The sequence below is a fragment of the Mesobacillus sp. genome (assembly GCF_057785455.1).
In genome coordinates, this window is record NZ_JBYNSB010000044.1 from 120595 (window position 1) to 135491 (window position 14897).

Here is a 14897-nt window from a genome sequence, read left to right on the forward strand (position 1 = left end):
CTATAGGAGCAGGTTTGCTTAATAAGAGAGGACATTAACATAGGATTTCCCGAATAAATTATTAAAAAAGGAATTTGGGAGGTAGTATGGACTTTTTCCTAAAATTATTAGCTTATATAATTTTTGTTCTTGGCTCACTATATTTCTTCTTTGGTAAAAGTATTTATGCTGAAAAATCAAGGGGGAAACACTATGGAATCATAATGTTAATAAGCATTTTGATATTAAGTTACTACTATTGGTTTCCAAACTAAATGATTTACTTCCTTATTCAACAAACGGGTGCGTTGATCCAGGAAGGATTAAGCACCTTTTTTGTTGAATTCCTTATTGAACTATAGATGCAGGATAGTTGAAGAAGGGTTTTGGTTTAAAAGAGAGGGAAACATATGCCTATTATTAAGAATAGACAATTTATCAAAGCTCCCATTAAAGTGTGTTTTGACCTGGCAAGGAACGTAGATATTCATACTCAAACTACTTCTGAAACCAAGGAAAGAGCTGTTGGCGGTGTTACAGAAGGATTATTAGAACAGGGTGATACAGTTACCTGGGAAGCAATTCACTTCGGGGTTAAACAAAGGCTGACTGCAAAAGTGACTATAATGGAAAAGCCTCATAAATTTGTAGATGTAATGATTAAAGGAGCTTTTCAATCCTTTGTTCATACCCACGAGTTTATCGAACAAACGGATGGAACTATAATGATCGATATATTTGAGTATAAGTCACCACTAGGTATTATCGGAGTAGTTGCAGATAAGTTGTTTTTAGAGAAGTATATGAGTGTATTTATTGCCACTCGTGCAAAGGAATTGAAAAGAATTGCTGAGAAATGAGTTTAACTTAGTTCTATTCAACTTACGGTGCAGGATTGCTAAACAAATATTGCTACATAACTAGAAAGGTTCTGAAGTTTTCAGGATATAAAAAACCATCTATATACTAATAAAATATAGATGGGGTTTGTAAAATATTATTTTTTTAGGGTTGGCAACATAAATTTCCTTCGCCCTTTTCAAGAGCAGACTTTAAACTATCAAGAACTCCTGACCAAGCCATTTGGTGCCAGTTAATTGCTTCAGTCCAGTCCTCAGTGTCTTTAAATCCAATATGTTCAACAATTACTTTTGTAGAATCATTATTGAGTGATTTGAAACTTACATTAACATTTGTTAATTCATTTTCATTGTTCATTAATGTCTCGAATTGGTCTGGCCCTTTCCAAGTAAAATTTAGCTCTTTTTCATTAATAAGTTTTGTGATTTTACACCCCTTAGTATTCATACCTTCACTATTTCCGGGTATAAAATAAAGTTCATATGCACCACCTTCCTTAGCTTCTACTACCGTTTGAGGTGCAAACCATTCAGAGACTCTATCAGAGATTGTCCAGGCAAACCATACTAAATTTACTGGTGCATTAATTGTTACCTCTTTAATAATAGCTTTATCATTTGTGGTAGTTGTCAAAGAAACCTCTCCTTTTGTAAAATTAATACAATTAAATAGTAACATTATTAAAGTAATTCTGAAAGGTTATTTTATGGATTTGTTTTTAACCATATTCAACTAAAGGGTGCGTTGACCAGGCAGGATTAACCGCCTTTGTTGAACTTCTTATGTAACTAACTGGCAGGATAGTTGAAGAATCTCTGGTAGGAATTGTAGGAAGCCAAGGAGAATATTAATTAAAATTTATTGGATTGAGGGGGGGGGATTGTATGTTGAGAGCTTATTGGAAGAATGTTTCATACATACTTAACCATAAAATCAATGTTCTTGTTGAGTGCTGGAAAGAGGGTTTATACTTCCAAGGGATTACTCACGATTTGTCAAAGTTCTCCCCGAGTGAATTTTTTCCGTACGCTAAGAAATTTTTTTCGAATAAACCGCTAAGTGAAGATGATGAATTAAGATGGAAATATGCGTGGTTGAATCATCAACATAGAAACAAGCATCATTGGGAATATTGGGTTGTGGACCCAAATAAAAAGATTGCCTTACCAATACCAAGGAAGTATTTACTTGAAATGGTTTGTGATTGGCGGTCGTTTTCAAGAAATTGGGGAAGAAAGGTAAAGCCACCGACTTTGGATCTTACTAATAAAATTATCCTGCATCCTGATACAAAAAAAGAACTTGAAATTATTATGATGAACAAAAGGAAGGGCGACTCAAAGGAGACTTCTTCATTATCAAAGAAAGCAACATAATTTGTGAATTAATGTATTTAAACATACGGGTGCTTTAGCACAATAAGGTAATATGAAAAAAGGCTTAGAGATGAAAATCCTCTAAGCCTTTTAGTATTGTGAATAGTGTTGTGAAATTGGCGTGAATTAAGTGATTATGTCTGTGAAATATTGTTTTGCACCTCACAAGTAAACCCGTTATTTTTTTATTTAGTGTGTTTTTGCATTGATTGTTACTTTTCATACATGCCATGCCAGATTATGAAATGATCAGGTCACTTTTTTTCTAAAATGTGTGAGCAGTAATGGAAAATTAAAAACCTGATTTTTTCCTTTGGCTGAGAAAACAACAGAGTTTGAGAAGATTATATTAATGACCACTAACTTTATAGTTGGTCTTTTTTAATTGGAAATTTTTTCTGACTTAAATCTAGTGGTATAGATACTGCTTACCATCCTATACCGCTAGTTATTCTTAAGAACTATAAATATAAGAACACTAACACCTCAAAAAAGGGCGATAAATGTATATGACACCCTGCATAAATTCTCCTAAATTAAATGATAACATGGTTACTAAACTAACAGGCAGGGGGAGTACTAAGATTAAGACCGTTATATTGAGTCATGCAATCATTATGGTAACTCTCATATTTGCTTTCCTAATAGGTGCGATTTTTATCTTTTATGACAGAGGTGAATCACTTGATAAGGTGTTGGCAATGGGTGGGAATGTTAAAGGCCAAGCAACTTTAATAAAGGATTCGGATGAAAACGAGGGACCAATAAAGGAAAAGGTAATTGTAAGAATAAAGGACAAAGTGCTTCTTGACGCACCGGTGGTTAAACAATTTCCGGAACTTCCACGAGGATGTGAAGTAACTAGTCTTGCAATGTTGCTTCAATACAATGATATTGATGTGGATAAAATGGAATTAGCTTCAGGCATTAAGAAGAATCCAGTGTTGCTCGAAAAAAGAGAGGGTGTAACTTACTGGGGACATCCAAACGATGGCTATATTGGGGATATGTATACCTATGAGAAACCCGGATTTGGTGTTTACCATAGACCAATAGCTGAGCTAGCAGAAAAATACTTGCCTGGTAAAGTAAAGGATATAACGGGGGCTGACTTTTCCGAAATTAAAACCTATTTATCCTTGGACCTTCCCATATGGGTGATTATTAATACAACCTATAAGAAGCTGCCGGCCTCTTATTTTGAGGAATGGATAACGCCATCAGGACCTGTATCAATCACTTACAAAGAACATTCCGTGCTGATTACAGGTTACGACGATAAATATATATATTTTAACGATCCTATCACGGGAATAAAAAACAGGAAAGAACCATACAGCAGTTTTGAGGAGGCCTGGGAGCAAATGGGCAAGCAGGCCATAGTTATATTTACTGATTCCCTGATTTCAGAATAAGAGACATTAAGATTAACACAAATTTAAAAAGCTGTTTTGTAAATATGTTATACATAAATTAGAACAGTATCTGGTTTTCTTGATTGAATCATGGGGTACAAATAAAAAGCGACAATATCTGTTACAGGATAAAATTCACCTAGTAATTTTAACGAAATGTAATAAATGTGTAATATGAATTGCACACTATGTGCACGTTAATTCGTTATTATTTAATTGCTAGGACACCCCCCTTTTAATATAGATTCCTTCCTATGCATGAAAGGCTGTCGTTTAAAATGCGACAGCCTTTCTGCTATAGGTACGGTTATTTGCATATGTGTGAATCTGAGATGCATAAACCTTGTTAAGTCCTAAAACAGTGGTCAACCAAAAGGATCAGGTAAATCACTGGAGTCTTTTGCCTATTCAACATTAAATTGCCCCATCATCCCTGCGTCTTCATGCTCGAGGATATGGCAATGGTACATGAATAACCCTTGATGATCAAATGTTGCAATTGCTCGGACTTTTTCACCAGGTGCAACCAAAATAGTATCCTTCCATCCGCGTTCATTTGGCGGCGGGGGATTCCCATCACGATCAAGGATCAGGAATTGGGTTCCATGGCCGTGGAACGGATGAGCCATGCCCATATTATTACCCATCATGCCCATTCCTTCATTCGAAATTTCCCAAATCTCGGTATCATGAAGCTTAAGCTGCTCGTCAATGCGATCCATGTCCATCTGTTTGCCGTTGATGCTGACATTACGGCCCATTCCTGACATGACGAATTTCCGAGTACGTGCAGCCATGGTTTCATCTGGATCTGGAATGTCAACCAATTTTGATGGAACATTATTTGGCCCTTTTTCCTCGCCCGTGACGATGAATTTCATAAATGAAGTTCCCTTATCGGTCAATTCCACGGTTTCTCCCTCTTCATATTCTGAAAAATCAACAATCAACTCAGCACGTTCTGCAGAACTTAAAATAAGCTTGTCCATTTCTACGGGTTTTTCCAGGAGTCCACCATCTGTCCCGATCTGGTAAAATTTCTGATTGTTGCTCAGTTGGAATTGGTAAATCCGTGCATTAGAGCCATTCAGCAGCCGGAAACGGACCTTGCCTTTAGGAACTTCAACATAAGGATTAATGGCTCCATTCACCATAATCGTATCTCCCTGCAGTCCCATCATGACATCGTGCATGCTCAAATCATAGGTAAACTGACCGTTTTCATCGAGCTGTTTATCCTGGACAATTAATGGTATATCATTCACCCCATATTCGTTAGGCAGATCCAGGTTCTCACTGTCTTCATCATCAATTATAAACAGACCAGCAAGTCCTTTATATAATGTTCGCCAGTTTCATGGAGCAGATGGGGATGATACCATAAAGTAGCAGCGTTTTGTTCAATTTTGAATTGCGGATTCCACGTAGTTCCAGGCTGGATGCCGGAATGAGGGCCTCCATCCTGGTCGCCGTCAACTTCTAGTCCATGCCAATGGACCGTGGTTGCTTCATCAATCTCATTTTTTACTTTTATTGAAACATCATCTCCAGTTTTTACACGAATCACGGGTCCTAGGTAATCGCCATTATATCCAAACGTATCTGTTGGTTTGCCTTCTATAAACTCCATGGATCCTTTTTGGGCAACAAGAGTGAACTCTGCTTTTCCTGGGTCTGGATTCTCGTCTTTTAGGATGGGGGGAATGGGAAGAGAGGTTCCTCCATCAGCGAGTGAGTCATTCTTCATATCTTCAACCTCTCCGTTATCGTTACCCATCATACCACCATCCATCATTCCTCCCCCTTGCCCAGGCATGTTACCGTTCATGCCGCCAAAACCCCTCATAAAAAACCAGCCGCCCACAATGAGTAGAATCAATAAGATAAGTGCGGCCATAACAATTTTTTTCACCATTTTTACCTCCTTTAGTCTTATCTAGCTTTTACATGACTTTATTTTCGAATGCACAATACCTCGCTGTGTATTTTATAAGCGCAGGTTTATAATTGCAAACAATACTGCTCACTGTGGTCAAATATGCATTTTCTATGGAGTTTAGTTCAAGAAACCTGTGGTAGAAACTAGTAAAGCCAAAAAATTAAGGAGGAATAAAAATATGCTATTACCTGCATCTGACTTAGGGTTAATTGCAACTCACCTACCTGCCCATGATGGCATGATAATGAAAGTAAAGCTTATGGCAAGAGAAGCAAAAGAAGAAAAATTACTTGAATTGCTAAATACTAAGGTAGGGATTCTACGAAGCCATGTTCGAATCATGATGGATATGCTTGATCCTGACAAAAATGATTTTGAGAAGCTTCCGGATTTCAATGAGCTTCCGGAGGGTCAGCTCGAAACTACATCTAGAGGGTCACAGCTGATGGACAAGCACATTGCAATGGAGATTAAGGCTTCAACAGAGGCAATGGCGAAGGATAACTTCGTCTCAGCTCTTAAAATGAAGGACACACAGGTCAAACAGACTCATATTGAAATGGCACTTCAGCAAGTAAAGCTGCTTAATATGGTTACTGAATTCCTGAAGGAGATTGAAGCAGATGTAACACCTATGGGTACGCCAGATGAACAAAAGAAAGTTATGAATCATTTCAGTCATATGATGGAAGAATAGATTTTGATTGGAGGTCGAGAGATGAATCCTGAAAATGAACATAGTACTGTAAGCAACCATGACCACAGTCAGACTAGCAGTATAACTAAAGATAGTAGCCAGTCTAGTCGAACACCACATGACAGTCATGAACATCATCAAGGACATAGCATGATGGACTCCCATCAGGGACACACCGACCATAAGGAGAACATACCAAAAGTACAGGTGGATTGGACCTCAAACCCTCATACGGTCAAAGTGGATCAAGAAACAGAAATTTTTATTGACATAAAAGATCTCTCCGGGAAGGTTATCGAGACTTTTCTAGCTGTACATGAAAAAGAAATGCATCTACTGGCAATTAAAAAGGATTTATCTGTGTTCCATCATCTTCATCCGCATTATCGTGGGAAAGGCAGATTTCAAGTAAAGACAACCTTCCCAAAGGCCGGGGAATATAAATTTTATGCAGATTTCCTGCCGGAGGGAGCAAATCAGCAGCTTGCGTCACATGAGCTGGTCGTAAAAGGTTCGGAAACCATGGAAGAGGTAGTTCCCGATAAGCTTTTGAAAAAGGATATAGACGATCTGACATTCGAGCTGATTCTCCCAGAAGCCAAAGTAGATGAGCATATAAGTTTGATTTTCACCCTAAATGATAAGGAAGGAAACCCAATTACTGAACTTGAACCCTATCTTGGTTCTGCAGGACATGTGGTGATTGTCAGTGAGGATATGAATGAATTTCTCCATGTTCACCCAGTGGATGAGAACGCAAAAGGGCCAGATGTCGAGTATATGACCAGCTTTCCCCAAAGTGGATTGTATAAAATTTGGGGACAGTTCAAGTACAAACAAAAACTTTATACGGTGCCTTTTGTGATTGAAGTTAAGTAATAGGCATCAGTACAGCAATGGCACACAGAATTGTGTGCTATTGTTCAATTTTCTAGTAAAGGAGGTAGAAACGTGAAGGAGATTGATGGAAAAATTGACATGCCGCAAACGAACAAAGGACGATTGAAAATCATTACGGTACTGGCTATTCCGGCAGTCATCGAAAACTTTTTCCAGACGATTCTCGGCTTTGTCGATACATACTTTGTATCAAAAATCGGTCTGGCAGAAGTTTCGGCGGTAGGGGTCACCAATGCAGTCATTGCGATATATTTTGCGCTATTTATGGCAATTGGGGTAGCAGCCAATGTAAGGATTGCGAACTTCCTTGGTGCTAACCTTCCGGAAAAAGCAAGGCATATATCACAGCAATCAATCGTCCTTGCTGTCATATTTGGAATTATAACGGGGCTCATTACTTTGATTTTCGCTGAACCGCTACTGAAATTAATGGGAATCGAGGCAGAGGTCCTCGAGGCCGGTGCCCTGTATTTCCGTATTGTTGGGATACCTTCGATTGTTATGAGCTTCATGTTTGTATTAAGCGCTATCCTTCGAGGAGCAGGTGATACAAAGTCGCCGATGAAGGTGAGTATTGTCATCAATATTGTCAATGCTGTTTTGGATTATGTCCTCATTTTCGGTTTTTTGTTCATCCCCGAAATGGGCATCGTAGGAGCAGGGATTGCAACCGTAATTTCACGATTGATTGGCAGCATCGCGCTATTTTACTATGTCAATAAAACAGAAACCCTTACCTTCAGAAGAGATTACTGGAGTATTGACAGGACACATCTAATGGAACTGACTACTCTTGGAGCCCCAGCTGCAGGCGAGAGACTGGTCATGCGTGCCGGCCAAATTGTCTATTTTGGTTTCGTCGTTGCCCTTGGTACCAATGCATTTGCCGCTCATCAGATTGCCGGCAATGTCGAAGTATTTTCCTATATGATTGGATATGGATTTGCTACAGCCGCCACGATTTTGGTTGGCCAGCAAATCGGTGCGGGCAATCTTGAAGAAGCCAAGCATTATGCCAAACTATCCACCTATCTCACAGTAGGAGCGATGACCCTGCTTGGTGCCTTGCTCTTCTTCCTCGGTGACTGGGCTGGCAGCTTTTTTACAGACGAACAGCAAGTTATTGATGATATAGGTACCGCACTAAAGATTTCGGGTATTTTCCAGCCGTTCCTCGCTGTATTAATGGTGCTGACAGGAGCATTCCAGGGGGCAAATAACACGAAATTCCCGATGTACCTGACTGGATTCGGGATGTGGGCGGTACGAACAGTACTTGTCTATCTTCTTGGAATTAAGCTGGGCTGGGGACTCGCGGGAGTATGGATAGCAATCGGAGCCGATATCGCATTTCGTGCAATGGTATTGGTAATCCAATTCAAACGTGGAAAATGGATGGCACTTGAAAAAGCACCAGATCCAGAATCTCACTGCCACCCGCAAACAACAAAAGAAACCATGTCAGCCTGCGCGAATAACTATTAATAAGGAGCATCCAGTTATCAATCTGTATGCTTTTTTTAGGTAACAATATTATTAAAGTGAATCTAACCTTTATTGTGATGGTGTTCTTACTTAAAAAGGGGTTTAGTTTAAAATAATAAGCCTTTAGACCAATTAATTAACTAGTAGATGAGGCAGCCCGGATTGAACTGTTTGAAGAAGTAATCCCTATAGAAAAGCTTCAGACGATTTACAACAGCTTAAAGATTGATGATTTAGACAGGGTGAAGGGAAAAATTGCATATATGGATGAAGGAGAGAGTATAAAAATCACCTTCTTGCCAGGTGGTGATCCTGTGTTTAATGAGTATTACTTTGCAAAAAATTATTGATTATTAGAAGCTCATAAGAAATAACACAGCTTTTGTAACTATTGAAAAATCGTCCTATTAGTTAGGACGATTTTTTTATTAAATTAGCAGGTATTTCCATTAGGAATATCGAACTAATTATCGATGTATAGGAGGTTGATGACAAATGAAAGAAGGAAAACTTTATTTTTTTGATTATCCTGACCCACATCGTCCAATAGAATGTAAGTACGTCACAAGTATCGATGGAATAAACAATTATCACGTGAAAAAAGAAGACGCGCTGTTATATTTTTTTGATAAAGGAGTCACTACATATCAGTTTTTAACGAAAAAAGAAGAAAACTACAAAAAGAATGCAAAAATCATGACCTATGAACTTGTGCAGATTGAAAACAGGGTAGGTACTTTACTTTATGATTATGAGCATTATGTAGATGAAAACAATAACGTGAAAAAACGCAAAGCCTTTGTCTGGCGTTTCGTAGGATTTGGCAGAAGCTGCTTTGCACCAACGAAAGAAAAATTGATTGATCTGGTAAGAAAACAAATCCATGAATATCAAAACGATTCGGATGGTCGTGGATATAATACCTATCCATACTATACAAGGCATTTTCGTCCGAAAAAGGAGGTAGGTGTAGGGATGGATTTCGTTGCGTTTGATTTTGAAACTGCCAATCGTAACCGTCATAGTATCTGCTCTGTTGGAATGGTATTTGTAGAAAACGGTGTGATTTTAGATTCTATTTATGAACTCATCAATCCGGAGGAAGAATTTGATTCTTATAATACACTAATCCATGGAATAAGAGAAAGCGATGTAGCAAATGCTCTTACCTTTCCTGTGTTTTACGAAAAGATTAAAAGCAGGATCGAAAATAAACTGTTGATCGCTCATAATATGGCTTTTGACGGGTATGCCCTGCGTGACAATTTAAGACGGTATGGAATCACACCGGTTCATCATGATCTATTATGTTCATACCAGCTCTCAAAAAGACTAGTCCCTAACCTTCCTAGTTACGGGATAAAACCGTTGTGCCAACACTTTCAACTTAGTTTAAACCAACATCACCACGCCCTAGATGACGCAAAGGCGTGTGCTGAACTGATGATGTGCTTAATTAAAAATTATGAATTACACAGTTTAGATGCTGTTTATGAAAAAACATCTATAAAACCAGGAAAAGTATCGCTTGAAAACTACTTCTCCCCAGCAGTAAGCCGAAATGGAGAAAAGTTGGATTTGCGTTCAATTGAAGTAAGCAATGAAGCAGATCCGGAACACCCATTGTTCGGGAAGAACGTTGTATTCACGGGAAAACTGTCCGTGTTTTCACGAAGAGAAGCTGCAGTATTGGTAGGGAAAAAGGGCGGAACACCTCAAAACGGAATCAACAATCAAACAGATTATATTGTACTAGGCGATTTTGAGGATGTTATGATCAAAGGAAATAAATCTTCAAAGTTAATAAAAGCTGAAAAAATGATAAATGAAGGAATAAATATCGAGATTGTGAGTGAACAAGATTTCTTGAAAATGCTGTAAAGTAAATAAAAGAGCTTGAAAAGACAAGATGGTCAATTTCTTGTCTTTTTATTATTTGTGCAATATTGTTAAATCAAAAATTACCAGGTAATTAGGTCGTCTTATCATGCTACTATTACGTTGAGTGGTTCTTAAGTTTGTTGCACCCATGCTTTTGCACAAATCCGATCATCCATTTGATGATGATAAATATATAACAGAGTTAAAAGTATCTCCATGAAATGACTTGCACATAATTGGATTTTTTATCCCTTTCCAATAATATAAATGGTTTTTTACAAATAAATAAAGTGTACATAAATAAAATTGTGTACATAAATTTGCTAATTACGTTTTTAAAGTGTACAAAAATAATAAAATTTTACTCCTACTACTTCTTCTAAAGGTGTAGTGGATAGTGCACCAATTGAGTATCTTCTCGAAATAGACTGTGCGGGTTCTGACAATTAGGTAACAAAAATCAACTTAATGATCCTGACAATCCAGAGAGTTACATTGTATTTACAGTAACAGTCCATAATAAATAATGGTTGCATAACCAAAGAGGGTGATTACCTAATAGAAGGTAATCACCCTTTTTTAGTTTCAAAGCGCTAATTTCATGTCAATTTATCCTTTATTCAAATATCCATTTGACTATTTGTTTATGTAAACGTAAAATAGAAAATGAAATTTAACATTCAAATAAATATTTGAATGTTAACGAGTATTAAATTATTAATAAAAAATAAAGGGGTTGAATCAGGTGGATTTAATTTTAATAATCATCTCTGCTCTTGGTGCTTTTATTGTAACCAATATTGATGATATTTTTGTCTTGATGATGTTATTCTCTATGGCAAGGTCACAATCTAAAACAAGTATTGGTCTAACGGTTAACAAGGTTTCGAAACGTATTAACTCAAGAGATATAGTAATTGGTCAATATCTAGGTTTTGCACTTCTAGTTTTAATCAGTCTTTTAGCAACTTTTGGGATAACGCTCCTTGCTGATCAATGGGTTGGTTTACTTGGACTAATTCCCATGTATTTAGGAGTTAGATTGTTCATCAAAGGTGAAGATGATGATGATGATAATATTCTTTCTAGGTTAAACAAATTTAATAAGTTTTATTTAAGTGTAGCCTTTATCACTTTTGCTAATGGTGGAGACAATATTGGAATTTATGTTCCGATTTTTTCAACGTTAGAAACAAATCAATTAATTATTACTGTAGTTACATTCTTTATAATGGTTGCAATTTGGTGTTTACTGGGTTACCGTCTAGCGAGATTCAGATTTGTTTCTGAAACACTTGAGAAATACGGGCGATGGATTATTCCAATTGTATTTATAGGATTGGGAATATATATCATGCTAGAAAATGAACTATTTACTTCTTTGATAAATCTATTTAAATAATGTAACAGTTTTGATCGTTATGATCATTTGCTGATATGTTGACTTGATATGGAATTTATTGGGTTACTTTATTTTTTTGGTCCATTATTCAAATAATTATTTGAATAATGTCAGGGTAATAATATATAATATATTCAAACGTACACTTGAATAAAAGGAGGGATAATGAGTTATGAGTAAGAAAGATACTTGTGATATTTATTGTTATGACGAAGCAAAAGTCAAACGAATACAAGGTGAGATGCAAAAAGAAGATATATCTAGTGTTTCTCAATTATTTAAAGCACTTGCAGATGAAAATAGGGCAAAAATTTCCTATGCATTATGTCAAGATGAAGAGCTTTGTGTGTGTGATGTAGCTAATATCATTGGGGCTACTGTTGCAACGACATCTCACCATTTAAGGACCCTTCATAAACAAGGGATTGTAAAATACCGAAAAGAAGGCAAACTAGCCTTTTATTCGCTTGATGATGAACATATTAGACAGTTAATGGTTATTGCATTAGCTCATAAAAAGGAGATGAAAGTCAATGTCTGAACAAGCTAAAATAAACAACCAAGAAGCTAAAACTTACAGAGTTCAAGGACTCACCTGAGCAGACTGTTCAAAAACGTTCGAAGAGAACGTGAAACGTCTGGATGGCGTTTTGAATGCACAAGTTAATTTTGGTGCTGCTAAAATAACAGTTGTAGGAAATACAACGGTTGAAGCGCTTGAAAAAGCAGGAGCTTTTGATAATTTAAAATTACGAGATGAAAAAGCACAAAAAGTAGAACGTGAACCTTTTTGGAAGCAAAAAGAAAACATTAAAGTGTATATTTCAGCCCTATTATTAATCGTTAGTTGGTTATTAGGAGAACAACTCGGAGAAGGTCATATTGTACCAACAATCGGATATGGGGCATCTATATTAATTGGTGGCTACTCCTTATTTATTAAAGGCTTTAAAAATCTAAGCAGATTTAAGTTCGATATGAATACTCTTATGACAATTGCTATTATTGGGGCTGCATTAATTGGTGAATGGGGAGAAGGAGCAACAGTTGTTATTCTCTTTGCCATTAGTGAAGCCTTAGAACGCTATTCTATGGACAAAGCTCGTCAATCCATTGAGTCCTTGATGGATATAGCTCCAAAGGAAGCTTTAATACGACGTGGAAGTCAAGAGTTAATGATTAGCGTTGATGACATTCAAGTAGGCGACATTATGATCGTGAAACCGGGTCAAAAGTTGGCTATGGATGGAATCGTTGTAAAAGGGACATCTACCTTAAACCAAGCTGCGATTACAGGTGAATCTGTCCCGGTGACAAAGACCATTGATGATGAAGTATTCGCTGGTACTTTGAACGAAGAAGGATTATTAGAAGTAAAAGTAACTAAATTAGTGGAAGATACTACTCTTTCGAAAATAATTCATTTAGTAGAAGAAGCTCAGGCAGAACGCGCTCCTTCTCAAGCATTTGTTGATAAATTTGCCAAATATTATACTCCGGCAATTGTTGTATTAGCCTTTTTAATCGCTATTGTCCCACCATTATTTGGCGGAGATTGGAGCGAATGGATATATCAAGGGTTATCCGTACTAGTCGTTGGTTGTCCTTGTGCATTAGTTGTTTCTACGCCTGTTTCTGTTGTGACCGCAATAGGAAACGCAGCAAGAAATGGTGTTTTAATCAAAGGTGGAATCCACTTAGAAGAAGCCGGTGCATTGAAGGTTATTGCTTTTGATAAAACAGGAACATTAACAAAAGGAGTTCCAGCAGTAACAGATATCGTAACATTTGGCAGAAATGAAAATGAATTATTGACCATCACAGCAGCGTTGGAAAAAGGATCTCAACATCCACTTGCTTCAGCAATTATGAAAAAAGCAGAAGCAAACGGATTAAATTATAATGAAGTATCTGTTGAAGATTTTCAATCTATAACCGGTAAGGGTATAAAAGCCAAAGTTAAGGACGAGATGTATTATGTAGGAAGTCCTAGTATGTTTGAGGAAATTCTTCCAAATGGTATAGATAAAACCATTTCTGAACAAATTTCAACCCTACAAACACAAGGAAAAACGGTCATGATTCTTGGAACCGTCAACGCAATTCTCTGTTTAATTGCTGTGGCTGATCAAGTAAGAAAAACATCTAAAGAAGTTATTCAAAAACTTCATCAACTAGGAATTGAAAAAACTGTTATGCTTACTGGTGATAACCAACGTACAGCAGAAGCAATTGGAAAAGAAGTTGGTGTATCGGACATTAAAGCCGATTTGCTTCCAGAGGATAAATTAAACTATATTAAACAACTTCGCGAAAAGTATCATAGTGTGGCGATGGTTGGAGATGGAGTAAATGATGCACCAGCTCTTGCGGCATCCACTGTTGGAGTTGCAATGGGTGGGGCCGGAACGGATACTGCTCTTGAAACAGCCGATATTGCTTTAATGTCCGATGATTTAAGTAAATTGCCATTTACGATGAAACTAAGTCGAAAAGCATTGAGAACCATTAAGCAAAATATTACTTTCTCTCTAGTAGTTAAAGCTATAGCTTTACTTTTAGTTGTACCGGGTTGGTTAACATTATGGATAGCTATTTTTGCCGATATGGGGGCAACATTGCTTGTAACTTTAAACAGCTTACGATTATTAAAAGTTAAAGAATAAAATAATGTTTCATATAAAGAGCCTGGGACAAAACCCACCTCTGATATGAAAAAGCCGGTGAAATTTTACGACAAGTAAAATTTCACCGGCTTTTGATTATTTATTAAATAGAAATAAGGACCCCTTCTGATAAAATAAAGTTACCACACAAAATCCAATCAGAAAGAAGGGTCCTTATGTTTAAAGATTATAACATGAATCAAATAGTTTTACCTTTAGATTTAGCCATTAAATTACAAGAAAATGATATTGCATTCTCCATCCACCATTTGGTCGAAAGTATTCCAGAAGAAGCC

The 14897-nt window shown here is 37.0% G+C and carries 13 protein-coding genes; 10 read left to right on the plus strand and 3 right to left on the minus strand.

Annotation, left to right across the window (positions count from 1 at the left end; translation table 11 throughout):
* Positions 1–389: 389 nt before the first annotated feature.
* Positions 390–839 (plus strand): SRPBCC family protein, encoded by a 450-nt coding sequence (locus AC3EBE_RS17885; RefSeq protein WP_488596386.1) that lies wholly within the window; start codon positions 390–392, stop codon positions 837–839.
* A 145-nt stretch (positions 840–984) separates the two neighbouring features.
* Here AC3EBE_RS17885 and AC3EBE_RS17890 read toward each other — a convergent pair whose 3' ends face one another.
* Positions 985–1473 (minus strand): SRPBCC family protein, encoded by a 489-nt coding sequence (locus AC3EBE_RS17890; RefSeq protein WP_488596387.1) that lies wholly within the window; start codon positions 1471–1473, stop codon positions 985–987.
* A gap of 251 nt (positions 1474–1724) precedes the next feature.
* Here AC3EBE_RS17890 and AC3EBE_RS17895 point away from each other — a divergent pair, with 251 nt between their 5' ends.
* Together AC3EBE_RS17895 and AC3EBE_RS17900 are read left to right on the plus strand one after the other, a co-directional pair.
* Positions 1725–2216 carry a DUF5662 family protein gene (locus AC3EBE_RS17895; RefSeq protein ID WP_488596388.1) on the plus strand — a complete coding sequence of 164 codons (492 nt, stop codon included), beginning with the start codon at positions 1725–1727 and terminating at the stop codon, positions 2214–2216.
* Positions 2217–2719: 503 nt separating this feature from the next.
* Entirely contained in the window at positions 2720–3631 is a 912-nt protein-coding gene (locus tag AC3EBE_RS17900) for a C39 family peptidase (RefSeq protein ID WP_488596389.1), read from the plus strand.
* Between the two features lie 404 nt (positions 3632–4035).
* Here the strand turns inward: AC3EBE_RS17900 and AC3EBE_RS17905 are convergent, their stop codons facing one another.
* Together AC3EBE_RS17905 and AC3EBE_RS17910 are read right to left on the minus strand one after the other, a co-directional pair.
* A complete protein-coding gene (locus AC3EBE_RS17905) occupies positions 4036–4896 on the minus strand; it encodes a multicopper oxidase family protein (RefSeq protein WP_488596390.1) in 861 nt (286 codons plus the stop codon).
* A 47-nt stretch (positions 4897–4943) separates the two neighbouring features.
* The gene (locus AC3EBE_RS17910) at positions 4944–5546 is read right to left on the minus strand and encodes a multicopper oxidase domain-containing protein (RefSeq protein WP_488596391.1); all 603 of its coding nucleotides are present in this window, start codon (positions 5544–5546) and stop codon (positions 4944–4946) included.
* Positions 5547–5748: 202 nt separating this feature from the next.
* Here AC3EBE_RS17910 and AC3EBE_RS17915 point away from each other — a divergent pair, with 202 nt between their 5' ends.
* The 7 genes from AC3EBE_RS17915 (at position 5749) to AC3EBE_RS17945 (ending at position 14601) form a co-directional block, all read left to right on the plus strand.
* Positions 5749–6267: a hypothetical protein gene (locus AC3EBE_RS17915; RefSeq protein WP_488596392.1), complete on the plus strand. Its 519-nt coding sequence runs from the start codon at positions 5749–5751 to the stop codon at positions 6265–6267.
* A gap of 21 nt (positions 6268–6288) precedes the next feature.
* Entirely contained in the window at positions 6289–7146 is an 858-nt protein-coding gene (locus AC3EBE_RS17920; RefSeq protein ID WP_488596393.1) for a hypothetical protein, read from the plus strand.
* Between the two features lie 99 nt (positions 7147–7245).
* The gene (locus AC3EBE_RS17925; RefSeq protein ID WP_488596401.1) at positions 7246–8652 is read left to right on the plus strand and encodes an MATE family efflux transporter; all 1407 of its coding nucleotides are present in this window, start codon (positions 7246–7248) and stop codon (positions 8650–8652) included.
* A 495-nt stretch (positions 8653–9147) separates the two neighbouring features.
* Positions 9148–10533 carry an exonuclease domain-containing protein gene (locus AC3EBE_RS17930; protein WP_488596394.1) on the plus strand — a complete coding sequence of 462 codons (1386 nt, stop codon included), beginning with the start codon at positions 9148–9150 and terminating at the stop codon, positions 10531–10533.
* A 745-nt stretch (positions 10534–11278) separates the two neighbouring features.
* Entirely contained in the window at positions 11279–11935 is a 657-nt protein-coding gene (locus AC3EBE_RS17935; protein ID WP_488596395.1) for a CadD family cadmium resistance transporter, read from the plus strand.
* 172 nt (positions 11936–12107) lie between these two features.
* Positions 12108–12476, plus strand: coding sequence for an ArsR/SmtB family transcription factor (locus AC3EBE_RS17940; protein WP_192473729.1), 369 nt, complete (start codon positions 12108–12110; stop codon positions 12474–12476).
* Complete coding sequence (locus AC3EBE_RS17945; protein ID WP_192473730.1) at positions 12469–14601, plus strand: heavy metal translocating P-type ATPase; 2133 nt, start codon at positions 12469–12471, stop codon at positions 14599–14601. Before AC3EBE_RS17940 ends, AC3EBE_RS17945 begins: the two co-directional genes overlap by 8 nt.
* Positions 14602–14897 lie beyond the last annotated feature (296 nt).

What these genes read in the sequence shown, in the direction of transcription:
- AC3EBE_RS17885 (WP_488596386.1), top strand. Translation starts at nt 390, where the DNA reads ATGCCTATTATTAAGAATAGACAATTTATCAAAGCTCCCATTAAAGTG.
- AC3EBE_RS17895 (WP_488596388.1), top strand. Translation starts at nt 1,725, where the DNA reads ATGTTGAGAGCTTATTGGAAGAATGTTTCATACATACTTAACCATAAA.
- AC3EBE_RS17900 (WP_488596389.1), top strand. Translation starts at nt 2,720, where the DNA reads ATGTATATGACACCCTGCATAAATTCTCCTAAATTAAATGATAACATG.
- AC3EBE_RS17910 (WP_488596391.1), bottom strand. Translation starts at nt 5,546, where the DNA reads ATGGTGAAAAAAATTGTTATGGCCGCACTTATCTTATTGATTCTACTC.
- AC3EBE_RS17915 (WP_488596392.1), top strand. Translation starts at nt 5,749, where the DNA reads ATGCTATTACCTGCATCTGACTTAGGGTTAATTGCAACTCACCTACCT.
- AC3EBE_RS17920 (WP_488596393.1), top strand. Translation starts at nt 6,289, where the DNA reads ATGAATCCTGAAAATGAACATAGTACTGTAAGCAACCATGACCACAGT.
- AC3EBE_RS17925 (WP_488596401.1), top strand. Translation starts at nt 7,246, where the DNA reads ATGCCGCAAACGAACAAAGGACGATTGAAAATCATTACGGTACTGGCT.
- AC3EBE_RS17930 (WP_488596394.1), top strand. Translation starts at nt 9,148, where the DNA reads ATGAAAGAAGGAAAACTTTATTTTTTTGATTATCCTGACCCACATCGT.
- AC3EBE_RS17940 (WP_192473729.1), top strand. Translation starts at nt 12,108, where the DNA reads ATGAGTAAGAAAGATACTTGTGATATTTATTGTTATGACGAAGCAAAA.